14 protein-coding genes are annotated in these 18,115 nt (G+C 73.0%); 12 read left to right on the top strand and 2 right to left on the bottom strand.

The window, feature by feature from the left end:
• Positions 1-12: 12 nt before the first annotated feature.
• Entirely contained in the window at positions 13-2,904 is a 2,892-nt protein-coding gene (locus H297_RS0133355; RefSeq protein ID WP_051352417.1) for an FAD-binding and (Fe-S)-binding domain-containing protein, read from the top strand.
• A 10-nt stretch (positions 2,905-2,914) separates the two neighbouring features.
• Here the strand turns inward: H297_RS0133355 and H297_RS0133350 are convergent, their stop codons facing one another.
• Positions 2,915-4,087 carry an epoxide hydrolase family protein gene (locus tag H297_RS0133350; RefSeq protein WP_027740570.1) on the bottom strand — a complete coding sequence of 391 codons (1,173 nt, stop codon included), beginning with the start codon at positions 4,085-4,087 and terminating at the stop codon, positions 2,915-2,917.
• A 109-nt stretch (positions 4,088-4,196) separates the two neighbouring features.
• Here H297_RS0133350 and H297_RS0133345 point away from each other — a divergent pair, with 109 nt between their 5' ends.
• From H297_RS0133345 to H297_RS0133305, 9 genes are all read left to right on the top strand, one after another.
• On the top strand, positions 4,197-4,772 hold the full coding sequence (locus tag H297_RS0133345; RefSeq protein ID WP_027740569.1) for a CGNR zinc finger domain-containing protein: 576 nt from the start codon (positions 4,197-4,199) through the stop codon (positions 4,770-4,772).
• A gap of 320 nt (positions 4,773-5,092) precedes the next feature.
• Positions 5,093-5,953 (top strand): TIGR03084 family metal-binding protein, encoded by an 861-nt coding sequence (locus H297_RS40000; RefSeq protein WP_078515044.1) that lies wholly within the window; start codon positions 5,093-5,095, stop codon positions 5,951-5,953.
• Positions 5,954-6,060: 107 nt separating this feature from the next.
• Positions 6,061-7,758 carry an acyclic terpene utilization AtuA family protein gene (locus H297_RS0133335; protein ID WP_486589788.1) on the top strand — a complete coding sequence of 566 codons (1,698 nt, stop codon included), beginning with the start codon at positions 6,061-6,063 and terminating at the stop codon, positions 7,756-7,758.
• The gene (locus H297_RS0133330) at positions 7,755-9,371 is read left to right on the top strand and encodes a carboxyl transferase domain-containing protein (RefSeq protein ID WP_027740567.1); all 1,617 of its coding nucleotides are present in this window, start codon (positions 7,755-7,757) and stop codon (positions 9,369-9,371) included. Before H297_RS0133335 ends, H297_RS0133330 begins: the two co-directional genes overlap by 4 nt.
• A gap of 30 nt (positions 9,372-9,401) precedes the next feature.
• Positions 9,402-11,312, top strand: a complete 1,911-nt coding sequence (locus H297_RS0133325; RefSeq protein WP_027740566.1) for an ATP-binding protein — start codon at positions 9,402-9,404, stop codon at positions 11,310-11,312.
• A 285-nt stretch (positions 11,313-11,597) separates the two neighbouring features.
• Positions 11,598-12,758: an acyl-CoA dehydrogenase family protein gene (locus H297_RS0133320; protein ID WP_027740565.1), complete on the top strand. Its 1,161-nt coding sequence runs from the start codon at positions 11,598-11,600 to the stop codon at positions 12,756-12,758.
• Complete coding sequence (locus tag H297_RS39995; RefSeq protein WP_051352408.1) at positions 12,758-13,585, top strand: enoyl-CoA hydratase family protein; 828 nt, start codon at positions 12,758-12,760, stop codon at positions 13,583-13,585. The genes H297_RS0133320 and H297_RS39995 overlap by 1 nt, the downstream gene beginning before the upstream one ends.
• 326 nt (positions 13,586-13,911) lie before the next feature.
• Entirely contained in the window at positions 13,912-14,442 is a 531-nt protein-coding gene (locus H297_RS39990; protein WP_051352415.1) for a TetR/AcrR family transcriptional regulator, read from the top strand.
• 206 nt (positions 14,443-14,648) lie between these two features.
• Positions 14,649-15,947, top strand: a complete 1,299-nt coding sequence (locus H297_RS0133305) for a hypothetical protein (protein WP_078515042.1) — start codon at positions 14,649-14,651, stop codon at positions 15,945-15,947.
• A gap of 74 nt (positions 15,948-16,021) precedes the next feature.
• Here H297_RS0133305 and H297_RS39985 read toward each other — a convergent pair whose 3' ends face one another.
• Positions 16,022-16,519: an ATP-binding protein gene (locus H297_RS39985; RefSeq protein ID WP_078515040.1), complete on the bottom strand. Its 498-nt coding sequence runs from the start codon at positions 16,517-16,519 to the stop codon at positions 16,022-16,024.
• Positions 16,520-16,697: 178 nt separating this feature from the next.
• On the opposite strand from H297_RS39985, the gene H297_RS0133295 reads away from it, so the two are divergent.
• A complete protein-coding gene (locus H297_RS0133295; RefSeq protein ID WP_027740563.1) occupies positions 16,698-17,582 on the top strand; it encodes a Scr1 family TA system antitoxin-like transcriptional regulator in 885 nt (294 codons plus the stop codon).
• Positions 17,579-17,953 (top strand): DUF397 domain-containing protein, encoded by a 375-nt coding sequence (locus H297_RS42450; protein WP_037795955.1) that lies wholly within the window; start codon positions 17,579-17,581, stop codon positions 17,951-17,953. The genes H297_RS0133295 and H297_RS42450 overlap by 4 nt, the downstream gene beginning before the upstream one ends.
• The last annotated feature ends 162 nt before the right edge of the window (positions 17,954-18,115 follow it).

The following is an 18,115-nucleotide window of genomic DNA, read 5'->3' as shown; positions in this document are numbered from 1 at the left end:
CACCCTGTGCGCATGGCTGAGGTACGGGACGGCGCACAGGGCCGGGCGGCACGGGACGGGGCGCGGGAGCTGGAAGGGGCACTGCGGGCGGCGGTGCGGGGCGGCGAGGTGGAGTTCGGCGCCCAGGACAGAGCGCTGGTGACGATGGACGCCTCCAACTACCGGCGGGTCCCGCTGGGTGTGGTGGCGCCCCGCGACGACGACGACGTGGCGGCCGTGCTGGCCGTCTGCCGGGAGCGGGGCGTCCCGGTGGTGGCGCGGGGTGCGGGGACGTCGATCGCGGGGCAGGCGACCGGGCTCGGCGTCGTCCTCGACTTCACCCGCCACCTGCGGACGCTCGAACATCTGGACCCCGTCGGCCGGACGGCCGTCGTGCGCCCCGGCCTGATCCTGGACGAGCTGCGCACCGCGGCGGGGGCGCACGGCCTCACCTTCGGCCCCGACCCCTCCACGCACAGCCGCTGCACGCTCGGCGGGATGATCGGCAACAACTCCTGCGGCTCGCACTCGGTGGCCTGGGGCACCACCGCCGACAACGTCCGCGAGCTGGAGGTGCTCACCTACGGTGGTGAGCGGGCCCGCCTCGCGCGTGGCGGCGACGGCGTCCCGGAGCGGTTGCGCACGGGCGTGCGCTCCCTCGTCCAGGGCGAACTGGCCCGGCTGCGCACCGGGTTCCCCGAGCTGCCGCGCCGGATCTCCGGCTACGCGCTGGACGCGCTGCTGCCCGAGCAGGGCGAGGACTGGGCGCGGGCCTTCACCGGCAGCGAGGGCACGCTGGGCGTGCTGACCCGCGCCACCGTCCGTCTGGTGCCGGCTCCGGGTGCCCGGGTGCTGGCCGTGCTCGGGTACGCGGACGAGGGCGCGGCGGCGGACGCGGCGGCCGGGCTGCTTCCGTACGCGCCGCTGACCGTCGAGGGCATGGCCAACGACCTGGTGGGTGACGCGGCCCGCGCCTCCCTTCCCCGGGGCGGGGCGTGGCTGTTCGTGGAGGTCGGCGGCGAGGACCGCGCGCAGGCCGAGGCCGATGCCGCACAGGTGTGCCGCGCCGCCCGCGAGGGCACCACCGACCACGCGCTGGTCACGGACCCGGCCGGGCAGCGCGCCCTGTGGCGGGTCCGCGAGGACGCCTCCGGCACGGCCACCCGGCTGGCGCTGCCCGGCATGGCGGAGGACGCGGAGGCGTGGCCGGGGTGGGAGGACTGCGCCGTTCCCCCGGCCCGGCTCGGCGCCTACCTGCGCGACTTCCGCACGTTGCTGCGCGAGTACGGGCTGCGCGGTCTGCCGTACGGGCACTTCGGCGACGGCTGCATCCATGTGCGTATCGACTTCGACCTGATGGACGCCGCCGGCATCGCCGTCTTCCGGGAGTTCTCCGCCGCGCTGGCCGACCTCGTCGTCGCCCACGGCGGTTCCCTCTCCGGCGAGCACGGCGACGGCCAGGCCCGCGCCGCCCTGCTGCCCCGCATGTACGGGACGCAGATGGTGGAGCTCTTCCACCGCTTCAAGGACCTGTGGGACCCGGCGGGCGGCCTCAACCCCGGCATGCTGGCGCGGCCCGACCCGATCGATGCGAACCTGCGCTTCGCGCCGCTGCCGCGCACCCCGGTCGACGTCGAGTTCGGGTACCCGCACGACGGCGGCGACTTCTCGGCGGCCGTCCGCCGCTGTGTCGGCGTCGCCAAGTGCCGCAACGAGACGGTGTCGGGCGCGAGCGTGATGTGCCCGTCCTACCGCGCCACCGGCGAGGAGAAGCACTCCACGCGGGGTCGCGCCCGGCTGCTGCACGAGATGCTGGCCGGGGAGATCGTCACCGGCGGCTGGCAGTCCGAGGAGGTACACGACGCCCTCGACCTGTGCCTGTCCTGCAAGGGCTGTAGGAGCGACTGTCCCGTCGGCGTCGACATGGCCACCTACAAGGCCGAGTTCCTGCACCACTACCACGAGGGCGACGCCGAACACCCCGGCAGGCGGCGGCCGATGGCGCACCACTCCATGGGCAGGCTGCCGCAGTGGCTGCGGCTGGCCGCCGCCTCGCGCACCGTCCCGCTGCTGAACGCGGGCGCCAGGGTGCCGCCGCTGGCCGCCCTGGCCAAGCGGCTGGGCGGGCTCGCCCCCGAGCGGGACATCCCGGCGCTGCCGCGTACGCCGTTCACCCGCTGGTGGCGCAGGCAGTCCGGACGGGACAGGGCGGAGGGCACCCCGGTCGTCCTGTGGCCGGACACCTTCACCAACTACCTCTCGCCCGAGGCCGGTTCGGCAGCCGTGCGGGTCTTCCAGGACGCCGGGCTGCGGCCGGTGGTGCCGCCCGAGCAGGTGTGCTGCGGCCTCACCTACGTCTCCACCGGGCAGCTCGATGCGGCCCGCAGGGTGATGCGCCGCACCCTCGACCGCATCGAGCCCGCCCTGGACGCCGGGCTGCCCGTCGCCGTCCTGGAGCCGCCGTGCGCGGCGGCGCTCCGCTCGGACGTGCCCGAACTGCTGGGCGACGACCCGCGCGCGGCCCGCCTCGCCCGCGCCGTGCGCACCTTCGCCCAGGCCCTGGAGGAGTACGCCCCGGACTGGTCCCCGCCTCGCCTGGAGCGCCCCGTCGCCGGGCAGACCCACTGCCATCAGCACGCCGTCATCGGTGACGCCGCCGACCGCAGGCTGCGGGAGCGGGCGGGACTGACGGGCGAGCTGTCGGGCGGCTGCTGCGGCCTGGCCGGCAACTTCGGCTTCGAGAAAGGGCACTACGAGGTCTCCGCGGCCTGCGCCGAGGACCAGCTCCTGCCCTCCCTGCGGGCTGCCGCGCCGGGCACGGAGATCCTCGCGGACGGCTACTCGTGCCGTACCCAGATGGCACAGCTCGGCGGCCACCGCAGCCGCCACCTGGCGGAGGTGCTGGCGGAACACCTGACCCCGTGAGGCGCCGCACTCACCGACGAGCGGCCAGCACTGCCGCGAGCCCTTCTCGCAGATCCTTGACGAAGTGCTCGGGAACCTCCAGCGAGGGGAAGTGTCCTCCGGCTTCGGGCGTCCTCCACCGGACGATCTGCCGGTACCGCTGCTGTGCCCAGGGGCGCGGGCACTTCTCGGTGTCGCGGGGGTACATCGTCAGTGCCGAGGGGACGTCGACGCGGAGTCCGGGGTCGAGCGCGTTGTGGCTCTCGTAGTAGAGGCGGGCGGCGGAGGCGCCGGTCCGCGTCAGCCAGTACAGGGTGACGTCGTCGAGAACGCGGTCCCTGGAGAGCGTCTCGAAGGGGCTGTCGTCGGTGTCCGTCCACTCGGCGAACTTGTCGAGGATCCAGGCGAGCAGCCCGACCGGTGAGTCGACGAGCGAGTAGCCGATGGTCTGCGGCCGGGTCGCCTGCTGCTTCGCGTACGCCGCGCGGTGACGCCAGAAGTCGCGGGTCTCCTCGGCCCACTCGCGTTCGACCGCCGTCAGCCCGTCGGTGGTCGACCCGGGCGGTCCCTCTGCGAAGGTCGTGTGGATGCCGAGCACGTGCGCGGGGAACCGGCCGCCGAGGACCGTGGTGATGTTGCCTCCCCAGTCGCCGCCGTGGGCCAGGAACGTGCTGTAGCCGAGCCTTTCCATCAGTTCCACCCAGGCGGCTGCGATCTTCTCGGTTCCCCATCCGGTGGTGGTCGGCTTGTCGCTGTACCCGAAGCCTGGCAGCGACGGGACCACGACGTGGAACGCCGGCGCGTCCGCATCCTCCGGGTCTGCCAGCTCGTCCACGACGTCGGTGAACCGGACGATGCTGTCCGGCCAGCCGTGCGTCAGGAGCACAGGGGTGGCGTCCGCGCGCGGGGACCGGCGGTGCAGGAAGTGGATTCCCAGACCGTCGATGGTCGTGCGGAACTGGCCGATGCGGTCGAGTCGCCTCTCGAACGCCCGCCAGTCGTACCCGGTACGCCAGTAGTCGACGACATCGACGAGGTCGGCGAGCGGAACGCCCTGTTCCCATCGGCCGGGCCCGGACGCGGTGCGAGGGACCGTCTCGGCCTCGGGGAGCCGCGCCGCGGCCAGCCGCGCACGCAGATCGTCGAGTTCGGCGTCGGTCGCGTGGGTGTCACATGCGTGCACGTCGCTGGTCGGACCGCTCATGGTCAGGAGACCTCCTGGTCATCGTGGGACCGGCCGGGACCTGCCGCGAACCGGCTCAGACGGTTCTAGCAGGGGACGGTGCGGCCGTGCAACCGGCTAAGGTGGTTCCATGCGTGACGGGTTCCCGGACTTCCGCCTCGGCAGCGTGCTGGCGACCAGCTTCACGGCGACCCTGACGGAGCGTCAGGGGAACGCCGTGGAGCGCATTCCCACGCCGCAGCGGCTCGTGGACTGGCTGGCGGTGAACGGTCTGGCCGTGGACTCCTGCACCACCGCGCAGCTCGAACTCGCCCGGGAGCTGAGGGAGGCGATCCACGCCGTCGCGACGGCGGCCGCCCTCGGGGACGCCCTCCCCGCGTCCGCTGTCCACGTCGTCAACGACCGCAGCACGCAGGGGCGGGCCGCGGCTGTCCTGACGCCCGAGGGGACCCGGGAATGGCGGCTCGGCGCGGATTCCCGCGTGGCAGACGCCCTCGGTGTGATCGCCGCCGACGCGGTCGGCATCATCGCGGGCGAACGGGACGGGAAGCTGGCCCTGTGCGCCTCGCCGACGTGCCGGGCCGCCTTCTTCGACACCAGCCAGAGCCGCACCCGCAGATGGTGTGACATGAACACCTGCGGAAACCGCCAGAAGAAGGCGCGCTTTCATGCCGCCCGGCGCGGGAGTTCCGGGCCCGCGCAGTAGCCGTCGTTCCCGTACGTCCCGGGCCACCCCGGCCCGCAGGTCTGCGGCGCATCAGCTCCCTGTGGCTCGACGGCCCCTTCCGTGGCCGGGCGCGTGGGAGGCGGCTGTCATCCGGGGCAGGGGTCCAGGCGGGCCCCCGGCCCTTCCTTCCGGGGCCTCGGTCCGCCGGGGTTGTCCGGGCGCCGACCGTGAAGAAGTCATGCAAGCACGCTTGCTTGTTTTTCGCTCGGCTGTCAGTCTCGGTGCCACGCACGGCAGTCGGGGCCCGGGGCGGGCCCCGACTCGTCGGCCCCCGACCTGCGACTTCGAGGAGGGTGGCTGTGGCCGCACCGGTGGACGTTCTCCGCGCCGTCCTGGCGGACCTGGGCGAGGAGAGCGAGGAGGTGGACGGACTGGTCGCCGGGTTGCCGCCCGCGGCCTGGCGCGCGCCCACCCCCGCGCCCGGCTGGACCGTCGCCCACCAGATCGCCCATCTCGCCTGGACCGACCGGCGCGCCCTGCTCGCCGCCACGGACCCGGACGCCTTCCGGCGCGAGACCGAGGAGTACGTGGCCCGCGAAGGGGGAGCGGGGCACTTCATCGACGAGGCCGCACAGCAGGGCGCGGCCCTGCCGCACGGCGAACTGCTCGGCCGCTGGCGCCGGGGCCGCTCCGCGCTGGCCGACGCCCTGGCCGCCGTCCCCGCCGGGGTGAAGCTGCCCTGGTACGGGACGGCCATGAGCGCGGCGAGCATGGCCACCGCCCGGCTCATGGAGACCTGGGCCCACGGCACCGACGTCGCCGACGCGCTCGGCGTCCGCCGCGTGCCCACGGACCGGCTGCGGCACATCGTGCGGATCGGCGTCCGTGCCCGTGACTTCGCCTACGCGGCGCACGGCCTCACCCCGCCCGCCGAGCCCTTCCGGGTGGAGGTCACCGCGCCGGACGGCCGGATCTGGGCCCACGGTCCCCAGGGCGCGGCGCAGCAGGTGACCGGTGACGCCCTCGACTTCTGTCTCCTGGTGACCCAGCGCGCACACCGGGACGACACCGGCGTACGGGCCGAAGGCGCCGAGGCCGACCGGTGGCTGGGCATCGCCCAGGCGTTCGCGGGCCCACCGGGCGCGGGCCGCCCACCGGGCGGAAGGCAGCACCCTGAAGCGCCCGCCCGCACCCGGACCTCCGGGGAGGCCCTCCCGTGACCACGCCCGCGCGGCCCACAGCGCAGCACCCTCGGACGCCGCCCGCCCCGCTGCGGATCGGCAACGCCTCCGGCTTCTACGGTGACCGCTTCAGCGCCCTCACCGAGATGCTCACGGGCGGCCCGCTGGACATTCTGACCGGCGACTACCTGGCCGAGCTGACCATGCTCATCCTTGGCCGCGACCGCCTGAAGGACCCCTCCCGCGGCTACGCCAGGACGTTCCTGCGGCAACTGGAGGAGGGCCTGGGGCTCGCCCGGGAGCGCGACGTCGCCCTCGTCACCAACGCGGGCGGCCTCAACCCGGCCGCGCTCGCCGACGCCGTCCGCGCCCTCGGTGAGCGGGTCGGCGTGCCTGTGCGGGTCGCCCACGTCGAGGGCGACGACCTGACGGGCCGCCAGGAGTGGGGCGAGGGCGTGCTGACGGCCAACGCCTACCTGGGCGGCGCAGGCATCGCGGAGTGCCTGCGGTCGGGCGCCGATGTCGTGGTCACCGGGCGGGTGACCGACGCCGCGCTGGTGAGCGGCTGCGCCACCGCCCGCTTCGGCTGGTCCGCCGACGACCGGGACCGGCTCGCCGGCGCCGTCGTCGCCGGGCACGTGCTGGAGTGCGGTACCCAGGCCACCGGCGGCAACTACGCCTTCTTCGCCCGGGACGGCATCGACGTGCGCCACCCGGGCTTCCCGCTGGCGGAGCTGCACGAGGACGGCTCCGCGGTGGTCACCAAGCACCCCGGAACGGGTGGCGCGGTCACCGTCGCCACCGTCACCGCGCAGCTCCTCTACGAGACCGCGGGCCCCCGCTACCCGGGCCCCGACGTGACCGCCCGCCTGGACACCGTGCGGCTCAGCCAGGCGGGCCCCGACCGCGTCCGCATCGACGGTGTACGCGGCGAACCGCGCCCCGGCACCCTCAAGGTGGGCCTCACCCGCCTCGGCGGCTTCCGCAACGAGGTCACCTTCGTGCTGACCGGCCTCGACATCGAGGCCAAGGCCGCGCTGGTGCGCGCACAGATGGAAGCCGCCTTCGCGGGCCCCGGTCGCCCGAGAGAGGTCACCTGGAGCCTCGCCCGGACGGGGCGCGAGGACGCCGACGTCCAGGAGGAGGCGAGCGCGCTGCTCCGGCTGGTCGTCCGCGACGACGACGAGGCCGCCGTCGGGCGCGCCGTCTCCGGACCCGCCGTCGAACTCGCCCTCGCCAGCTACCCCGGCTTCCATGTGACCGCTCCACCCTCGCGGGCAGCGCCCTACGGAGTGTTCGAGGCGCAGTACGTCGAGGCATCCACCGTCCCCCACGTCGCGGTCCTGCCCGACGGCACGCGCCGGGACGTGTCCTTCCGCGCCGCCCCTGCCCAGGACTCCGCACGCGCCGCGGAGGCCCGGCCCGCACCTCCCCTGGAGACCGGGCGGCCTGCGGGCGCCGACGGCCCGCAGGCGGAGCTTTCCGCGCAGCGACCGGAGCCGCGGACCCGGCGCGCGCCCCTCGGCCTCGTCGCCGGGGCCCGCAGCGGCGACAAGGGCGGCAGCGCCAACATCGGCGTGTGGGCCCGCGACGCCGACCCGGCGCTCTACGCGTGGCTGCGCGGCACCCTCACCGTCGACCGGCTCCGTGCCCTGCTGCCCGAGACGCGGGACCTCCCCGTGACCCGCCACGAGCTGCCGAACCTGGCGGCCCTCAACTTCGTGGTCGAGGGCATCCTCGGCGCGGGCGTGGCCTCCCAGCACCGTTTCGACCCGCAGGCGAAGGCGCTCGGCGAGTGGCTGCGCGCCCGCCACCTGGACATACCGGAGGTATTCCTCACGTGACCGCGGCAGCAGGGGCGCTCCCCTCGGCGCTCGACACCGGCGCACCGGCGTACGGCGAGAACCGCGCCGCCATGCTCGCCAAGCTCGACGAGCTGGACACCGAGCAGGCGAAGGCCCTGGCGGGCGGCGGCGAGAAGTACACGACGCGCCACCACGAGCGGGGCAAACTCCTCGCCCGCGAACGGATCGAACTGCTCCTGGACCCCGACACCCCGTTCCTCGAACTGTCCCCCCTCGCCGCATGGGGCAGCGATTGGACGACCGGCGCCTCCCTCGTCGCCGGGATCGGCGTGGTCGAGGGCGTGGAGTGCATGATCACGGCGAACGACCCGACCGTCCGCGGCGGCGCCAGCAACCCGTGGACGCTGAAGAAGGCGCTGCGGGCCAACGAGATCGCCTACGCCAACCGGCTGCCGTGCCTCAGCCTCGTGGAGAGCGGCGGCGCGGACCTGCCCAGCCAGAAGGAGATCTTCATCCCGGGCGGCGCCCTCTTCCGCGACATCACCCGCCTCTCGGAGGCCGGTATCCCCACCGTCGCCGTCGTCTTCGGCAACTCCACGGCGGGCGGTGCCTACATCCCCGGCATGTCCGACCACGTGATCATGGTCAAGGAGCGGGCCAAGGTGTTCCTCGGCGGGCCGCCGCTGGTGAAGATGGCGACCGGTGAGGAGGCCGACGACGAGGAGCTGGGCGGCGCCGACATGCACGCCCGCACCTCGGGCCTTGCCGACCACTACGCGCTGGACGAGCCGGACGCGCTGCGCCAGGCCCGCCGCGTCGTCGCCCGCCTCAACTGGCGCAAGGCGCACCCGGATCCGGACCCGGCCACCGTCACCGAACCCCTTTACGACCCCGACGAACTCCTCGGCGTCGTCCCGGGCGACCTCAAGGTGCCCTTCGATCCGCGCGAGGTGATCGCCCGCATCGTGGACGGCTCCGCCTTCGACGCGTTCAAACCGCTGTACGGCACCAGCCTGGTGACCGGGTGGGCGCGGCTGCACGGCTATCCGGTCGGCATCCTGGCCAACGCCCAAGGGGTCCTCTTCAGCGAGGAGTCGCAGAAGGCGACCCAGTTCATCCAGCTCGCCAACCAGCGCGACATCCCGCTGCTCTTCCTGCACAACACGACCGGCTACATGGTCGGCACCGAGTACGAGCAGGGCGGCATCGTCAAGCACGGCTCGATGATGATCAACGCCGTCTCCAACTCGAAGGTGCCGCACCTGTCCGTCCTGCTGGGCGCCAGCTACGGCGCGGGCCACTACGGCATGTGCGGCCGCGCCTACGAGCCGCGCTTCCTGTTCGCCTGGCCCAGCGCCAAGTCCGCCGTCATGGGCCCCCAGCAACTGGCGGGCGTGCTCTCCCTCGTCATGCGGGAGTCGGCCGCCGCCAAGGGCAAGCCCTTCGACGAGGAGGCCGACGCGGGGCTGCGCGCCATGGTCGAGCAGCAGATCGAGAGCGAGTCGCTCCCGATGTTCCTCTCCGGCCGCCTCTACGACGACGGCGTCATCGACCCCCGCGACACCCGCACCGTTCTCGGCATCTGCCTGTCCGCGATCCACACCGCGCCCGTCGCCGGAGCCCGCGGCGGCTTCGGCGTCTTCCGGATGTGACCGGGGGCCGGACACCACAGGGAGCAAGGAATGATCCACTCCGTCCTCGTCGCCAACCGCGGCGAGATCGCCCGGCGCGTCTTCCGCACCTGCCGCGCCCTCGGCATCGCCACCGTCGCCGTCCACTCCGACGCCGACACCGAGGCACCCCACACCCGTGAGGCGGACGCCGCCGTACGCCTGCCGGGCAACGCGCCCGCCGACACCTATCTGCGCGCCGACCTCCTGCTGGACGCCGCCCACGCGGCCGGCGCCGACGCCGTGCACCCCGGCTACGGCTTCCTGTCCGAGAACGCCGACTTCGCCCGCGCCGTGCAGGACGCGGGCCTCACCTGGATCGGCCCGCCACCGGAGGCCATCGAGGCCATGGCCTCCAAGACCCGGGCCAAGAAGCTCATGGCCGACGCGGGCGTCCCCCTCCTGACCCCCCTGGATGCCGCCCGCGCCACCGCGGCCGACCTGCCCCTCCTGGTGAAGGCGTCGGCGGGCGGCGGCGGTCGCGGCATGCGCATCGTCCGCGACCTGGCCGCCCTCCCCGACGCGATCGAGGCGGCCCGTTCCGAGGCGGCCTCCGCCTTCGGTGACGGCGAGGTGTTCGTCGAGCCGTACGTCGAACGGGGCCGCCACGTCGAGGTCCAGGTGCTCGCCGACGCCCACGGCACCGTCTGGGCGCTGGGCACCCGCGACTGCTCCCTCCAGCGCCGCCACCAGAAGGTCGTCGAGGAGGCCCCGGCCCCCGGCCTCCCCGACGCGCTGCGCAGCACCCTCCAGGACGCTGCCGTCACCGCGGCCCGCACCGTCGGCTACACCGGCGCCGGCACCGTCGAGTTCCTCGTCTCCGCCGAAGGACGCCCCTGCTTCCTGGAGATGAACACCCGCCTCCAGGTCGAGCACCCGGTGACCGAGGCGGTCCACGGCCTCGACCTGGTGGCCCACCAGATCCGGATCGCCGAGGACGCTCCCCTCCCACCCGACGGCCCTCCCGCCCCCTCCGGCCACGCCGTCGAAGCCCGCCTCTACGCCGAGGACCCCGCCCAGGGCTGGCAGCCGCAGACCGGCCGCCTCCACCGTCTGCACGTGCCCGGCGACGTGCGCGTCGACTCCGCCGTCGAGAGCGGCACCGACATCGGCATCCACTACGACCCGCTCCTGGCCAAGGTCGTCGCCCACGCCCCGACCCGCCCCGCAGCCCTCCGCAAACTCGCCCGCGCCCTCGAACAGGCCACCCTGCACGGCCCCACCACCAACCGCGATCTCCTGGTCCGCACCCTCCGCCACCCCGACTTCACCTCTGCCCGCCTCGACACCGGCTTCTACGACCGCCACCTGGCCACCCTCACCACCCCCGCCGACACCGGCACCGACCACACCCTCCTGGCGGCGGCCCTCGCCCAGGCCACCGACCACGACCCCCGACGCCCTCACGTGGCCACCCGCGTCGGCGGCTGGCGCAACCTGCCCTCGGCCCCCCTCACCCGCCGCTACACCGACCCGACCGGCCGCGAACACGAGGTCCGCTACGCCTGGGGCCGCAACGCCAGGCTGATCCCCGTCTCGTCCCCCGACGTGCGGGTCCTCGCGGCGCACCCCGACGAAGTGGTTCTGGAGACCGGCGGGGTACGCCGCACCTACCCGGTCGCCGTCCACGGCGACCGCGTCTTCGCCGGCTCGCACACCTTCACCGCCCTTCCCCGCCACCCCGAACCGGAAGCGGCAACGGAACCCGGTTCCCTCCTCGCCCCCATGCCGGGCACGGTGATCCGCCTCGCCGAGGACGCCACCGAAGGCGCCACCGTCACCACCGGCCAACCCCTCCTCTGGCTCGAAGCCATGAAGATGGAACACCGCGTCGCCGCCCCCACCACCGGCACCCTCACCCTCCACGTCACCGAGGGCCAACAAGTAGAACTCGGCACCGTCCTCGCCGTCGTCACCGACTGACAAACCCGCAGGAAAGCCACCGGACGCACCAAGGCGGCCTTCCACCAGGGCGTTCCCACGAAGTAAACGAGCTGAAGCTCTTGCGGAAGGGGGCTCCTAGGGGTGGGGGTCCCCCCGGACGAAGTCTGGGGGAGAAGCCCCCGTAGCGGGGGGCAGTTGGGGGGCGGAGCCGCCCCAACGCCCGTCCGGCGAGGACCCAGGGGGTTTGGGGGGCGGAGCCCCCCAACAACAGACGGCCGTCGGCCCCCCGACAAAGAACAACCACCCACAAGGGAGGGACCACCCATGGTCACCGAAACCGAAGAACAAAAAGCCCTCCGGGCCTCCGTATCCGCCCTCGCCCACCGCTACGGCCACCACTACTTCACCGACGTGGTCGCCAAAAACGAACACACCGACGCCCTCTGGCAAGAGGCCGCCCACCTGGGCTACCTAGGCGTCAACCTCCCGGAGGCCCACGGCGGCGGCGGCGCCGGAATCCAAGAACTCTCCATCGTCCTGGAAGAACTCGGCACCGCAGGCTGCCCCCTCCTCATGCTGGTCGTCTCACCAGCAATATGCGGCACAGTGATCTCCCGCTTCGGCACACCCGCCCAGAAGAAGACCTGGCTCCCCGGCCTCGCCGACGGCACCCGCAAAATGGCCTTCGGCATCACGGAACCCGACGCCGGCTCCAACTCCCACCGCATCACCACCACCGCCCGTCGCGACAAGGCGACGGGCGACTGGCTGCTGACCGGCCGCAAGGTCTTCATCTCGGGCGTCGACATCGCGGACGCGACCCTCGTCGTGGGCCGCACGGAGGACGCCCGCACGGGCAAACTCAAGCCGTGCCTGTTCATCGTCCCCCGGGACGCGAACGGCTTCACCCGCCACCAGATCGACATGGAACTGGGCGCCCCCGAGAAGCAGTTCGAACTCGTCCTGGACGACGTCCGGCTGCCCGCCGACGCGCTGGTCGGCGACGAGGACGCGGGCCTCCTCCAGCTCTTCGCCGGCCTCAACCCGGAGCGCATCATGACGGCGGCCTTCGCCCTCGGCATGGCCCGCTACTGCATCGCACGCGCTGTGGACTACGCAGGCACCCGCCAGGTGTGGAAGGAACCGATCGGCGCGCACCAGGCGATCGCGCACCCTCTCGCGCAGGTGCACATCGAGGTGGAGTGCGCCCGCCTCATGATGCAGAAGGCAGCCGCCCTCTACGACGCGGGCGACGACGTCGCCGCGGGGGAGGCGGCGAACATGGCGAAGTACGCCGCGGGGGAGGCGTGCGTGCGCGCCGTCGACCAGTCGGTGCACACGCTGGGCGGCAACGGCCTGACCCGCGAGTACGGCCTGGCGCAGATGATCACGGCGTCCCGGGTGGCCCGTATCGCGCCGGTCAGCAGGGAGATGATCCTCAACTACGTCTCCCACCAGACCCTCGGCCTCCCGAAGTCGTACTGATGCCGGGTTCCGAGCGCGCCGGGGGTACGGCGCACACCACCGGCACCACCCCCGGCGAGGAGCCCCTCACCACCGCATCGAGGGACGGTGTCCGCACCCTCACCCTCGACTCGCCCCGCAACCGCAACGCGCTCTCCACCCGCCTGCTGGCCAGGCTCCACGAGGAGTTGGAGCACGCGGAGCGGGACCCCGGCACCCGCGTGCTCCTCCTCACCCACACGGGCAGCACCTTCTGCGCGGGCGCCGACCTGACCGAGGCGTCCGCGCACGATGCCCCGACGGACGCCCCCCTGGCCCTGGCCGGGCTGCTCCGTGCGATCGTCGCCCACCCCAAGCCCGTCGTCGCCCGGGTCACCGGACACGTCCGCGCGGGCGGCACGGGCCTGCTGGCGGCGTGCGACATCGCGGTCGCGGGCCCGAGCGCGACCTTCGCCTTCACGGAGGCCCGCATCGGCGTCGCCCCGGCGGTGATCTCGATGCCGGTGCTGCCGCGCGCCGACCCGCGGGCGATGGCGCGCTACTACCTGACGGGCGAACGGTTCGGCCCGGCCGAGGCCGCCCGGATCGGCCTGGTGACAGAGGCGGCCGACGACCCGGACGAGGCACTCGTCCCCGTCCTGGACGGCCTGCGCCGTGGCTCCCCGCAGGGTCTCACCGCGTCGAAGCGGCTGGTGACCCAGGAGGTGCTGGCCGCGTTCGACCGCGACACGGGTACGCTCGCTGACCTGTCGGCGCGCCTGTTCGCGTCCGACGAGGCCCGCGAGGGCATGACGGCTTTTCTCGAACGACGGGAGCCCCGATGGGCACGGCAGGCGCCCACGAGATGACCGAACGAAACCCCACCACCCCAACCGACACGGCCCCGGGGGGCACCGCTTCAACCGGCACTGGCCCGGGGGGCACCGCTCCAACCGGCACCGCTTCAACCGGCACTGCCGCAAGCGGCACCGCTCCAAGCGGCACCGCCGCAACCGGCACCGCCGCAAGCGGCACCGCTTCAACCGGCACTGCCGCAAGCGGCACCGCTTCAACCGGCGCCGCCGCAAGCGGCGCCGCTTCAACCGGTACCGGTCCGAGGGGTACCGCGCCAAGCGGTGTCGCGCCGCGTGGTGCCGCGCCCAAGCAGGACCGCAGCCGCGCCACCCGGCAGCGGCTGCTGGCCTCGGCCGTCACGTGCCTGGCCGACCTGGGCTGGTCGGGCAGCACCGTCACGGTGGTGGCCGAACACGCGGGCGTCTCGCGGGGCGCGGCCCAGCACCACTTCCCGACCCGAGAGGACCTGTTCACGGCGGCGGTCGAGTACGTCGCCGAGGAACGCTCCCGCGCGCTGCGCGAGTTGCCGACCCCGGCGTCCCTGCACGCCGCGGTCGACACGCTGGTCGCCCTCTACACGGGCCCGCTCTTCCGCGCGGCCCTGCACCTGTGGGTGGCTGCCTCCAACGAACCGCAGCTCGGCCCCCGCGTCACCGCGCTGGAGGCCCGCATCGGGCGGGAGACCCACCGCATGGCGGTCGAACTGCTGGGCGTGGACGAACACAGACCCGGCGTCCGCGAAACGGTCCAGGGCTTGCTCGACATGGCCCGCGGCCTGGGCCTCGCCAACCTCCTCACCGACGACCGCGCGCGCCGCGAGAGGGTCGTGACCCAGTGGGCCCGCCTGCTGGAGACCGGCCTCGACCGCTGACCGGCCCCGGGGCGTACGCACGCACCGTCCGCCCTCTCAGCGCCGTCACTGCTCCCCGGACACGACCTGCGGGCGCATGCGACGGCCGGTGGACACGAGCCGTCGGTGGAGACGATCCGTCGGTGACGACGACCTGCCGGTGAACAGGTGAGGCTTTCGGCACGTACTCCCGAACAGAGACGACCGCCCCCGAAAGGAGTCCGCTGATGCACCGCGCGCCGCCACCGAACGCCCTCCCGCCCCGTGAACAGGAGCGGGGAGTACCCCGACGGCGCCTGTTCCTCCTCTCGGGGGCGGCGGCCGGTGGTGCGCTCCTGGCGGCGGGTTGCAGTGCGGGCAAGGACGAGGAAGGCGGCGGGGGAGGGGACGGCGGCTCCGCGGAGCACCCCGCGACCGCTCCGAGCGGCATCCTGGGTGTCAACTTCAACGAGGACCCCACCGAGGTGACGTATCCGCGGTTGCGGGGCGCCTCCGCGAGCTGGGTGCGGGGCTTCCTCCCGATGCCCCAGGTCGACCAGGGCCCGGTGGGGGAGCAGCGAGCGGTGGCCACCCTGCTGGACGCGCACGAGCAGCAGTACGGCACCGTGCTGTCGCTGAAGTTCCCCTACCGGCAGCGTGCGCTGCCCGCCCCGGGCAGCGGGGCGATGGAGGACGAGCTGGCCCGCGTGGACAAGGTGGCCCGCGCCGTGCTGGACAAGGTCGACATCCTCGTGATCGGCAACGAACCGTTCCTGGAGTCCCGCCGCGCCGACCGCGAGGGCCCCGCCCTCAACAGGTTCTACGAGCACGTGGCCGGGCACCTCGTCGCGTACCGCAGGAAGCACTTCCCGCGCGGGTGCCGGACCCGCCTGTACATGGGCGCGCTCAACCACCTCGACGACCCCGCCGAGCGCACGGCGGCCACCCGCCGGTGGCTGGAGTTCGTCCACGGCACGCGGGAGCTCGAAGGCGTCGACATCCACCCGCACGTGACGTCCCTGGACGCCGCACAGCAGTACCTGGACTACGTGGTCCCGCACTTGCGCTCCGACCAGAAGTTCCTCGCGACGGAGTTCTCCCTCGTCCTCAACTGGCGTGCCCACCTGGGCGACAGGGTTCCGCCCCGGTTCGCCCGCCGGTACGGCGTCGCCCCGGACACCCGGGTGTGGCAGCTCCTGAAGAGTGCGGTGGACCACCCGTTCCCGCAGGACAAGTGGAACGCTTTCCTGGCCATGAGCCCTTGGTTCCACAAGAACAGGCACTACCTGCGCGACCAGGTGCGCCGCTTCCGCGACACGGGCAAGCTCGCCGTCGCCACGTACGGAGTGGCCCAGGCCGATGCCATGGTCCGCAACATCGGCCCCGGCAAACAGCCCTGGATGCTCAACAGCCTTTACGCCACCCGCACCGTCCGGCAGGAGAGGAAGGGCGAGACCGGACGCACCCAGCCGTGGTTCGAGGACTTCAGGTCCCTGCAACGGCACCGCGACCGGCTCCCGGTCCGCACGGCCACCACCCGCACGTGAGGAACGCCCCACGGCGGCGCCCGTCAGCTACGCGCCCGGGGTGTCGGGGACGGTGACCGCCCCGGGCCCCGGGCTCACCCCGGCAGGTCCACTTCCGCCCACAGCGTCTTGGTGATCAGATCGTTCACCCGCTCTCCCCAGCGGTCCGCCACCGCGTCCACCAGCACCAGCCCGCGCCCCGTCTCCTCCTCCGGGTCCGAGGGCCGACGCGGGCCCGAGGGCAGGGGCTTGTCCGCGCGGGCGTCGGTGACCTCGATGCGCAGCACCGGCCCCCGTGCGGTTCCGGCGGCGCCGAGTGTCAGCCGCAGCCGGAAGTCCCGGCCGATGTTGCCGCAGTGCCGTACCGCGTTCGTGGCCAGCTCGGCCACGAGGAGCGCCGCCGTGTGCGAGGTCGTACTCCGGTACGGCACCCCGTGCTCGTCCATCCACTGCGTGGCCAGCAGCCGCGCCAGCCGGGCGCCCCGCCGGGTGGAGCTGAGCTGCACGGCGAACGCGGCCGGGCCCGCCGTGTCACCGGGGCCGCCCTCGCGTGGTGGCGCGGCCCGGCGAATCCTCTGCGTTTGCGTATTCATGGCGTGACGGTCCCGCTACGCAGCTAGCGTTTACCAGGTCGGAAGAGTGTGCCCCGGCGACGGGTACGGCGGAGTACGCCTTCTGCGCGGGAATGTACGGGCTGTTCGCCGTGACCGGATCACGGCGGACGGCGTTGGCGCTGAGACCCCTTTCGGGCGCACAAGGACGTGAGGCCGGATGACCGTTGCCCCTCGAAGGAAGGACGGCCGAGCCGTCCCCTCACCACGCACGGTGGACGTCGGCCACCAGCGCAAACGCGAGGACGACCGCCCCGGCGTCTGGATCGCCTACGGCAAGCTGCTGCGCAAGTTCCGCAAGGCCGCCGGTTACTCGCAGGAGACCCTGGCCCCGCTCCTCGGCTACTCCGTCGAACAGCTCGCCTCGGTCGAGCAGGGGCGCCGCGCGGCGAAGGCCGTCCTGACGGAGGCCGCGGAACGGGTCCTGAACGCCAACGGCGTCCTCTCCACCCTCCAGGAGGATGTGGACCTGGCGAAACTGCCCCCGTTTTTTAGGGACTTCGTCTTGTTGGAGATGGAGGCCGTCAGCCGGTTCGGGTACGCCCCGCTACTGGTTCCGGGACTGTTGCAGACGGAGGCGTACGCGCGTGCACTGTTCGAGGGCCACGTTCCCGTGCTCGACGAGGACGCCATCGAGAACAACGTGGACGTGCGCCTGACCAGGCAGAAGATCCTCACCAAGAGTCCACTCGTGGACTTCTCATTTGTCATCGGGGAGGCCGCGCTGCGCCAGGAACTGGGCGGGCCGGAAACGATGAAGCAGCAGTATCGGCACATGCTGGCCATGAGCAAACTCCGCAACGTGGCGATCCAAGTCGTGCCCATCGGCAGCGGCTTCCATGCCGGGCTCACCGGCGGGTTCGTGCTCGTCGAGAGTTCGGAGCACCGGCAGCACGGCTACTTCGAGTCCCAGGACATCGGTCACGTCGTGAGTGAGGCCAAACATGTGAGCACGTTCGCCCTGCGGTATGGGAAGCTGCGATCACAGGCGCTGAACGTCGAGGATTCGGCCGCCTTCATCGAGCAGTTGGCAGGGGAACGATGACGAACGAGCAGGAGCAGGAGGCAGCCCGACTCCGCGAGCTGCCCTGGTTCAAGAGCAGCTACAGCGGCTCGTCTGGCGCCAGCGACTGTGTGGAGGTCGCACACGCCGTCGGGACGACGCACGTGCGGGACTCCAAGGACCAGCGCGGTCCCATTCTCTCGCTGCCGTCCGCGCAGTGGACGTCCTTCATCGACGAGCTGTCCTGGCACAAGAGCACCTACAGCGGCCCGGACGGCGGCAACTGTGTGGAGGTCGCACAGGCCGCCGGCACGGTCCACGTGCGGGACTCCAAGGAACAGTGCGGCCCCGTCCTCTCCGTACCGTCCGCGCAGTGGGCGCGCTTCATCGGTTTCGCGGGGGACTCCGCGTAACCGAGCGCGCTTCCCACGTCGGCCCCGGCACCCTCGCGGTGCCGGGGCCGTCGTACGTCGGATCGGTGGCTGTTACATGCTCCGGACATGCCCTCGTGAACTCCTGCTGCCGAGGGTGCATCGAACCTTCCGTAACGCACTCCACAGGACGGGGAGCGCCGG

The sequence above is a fragment of the Streptomyces sp. CNT360 genome, from assembly GCF_000424785.1.
This window is presented reverse-complemented; position numbering and strand designations above follow the sequence as displayed.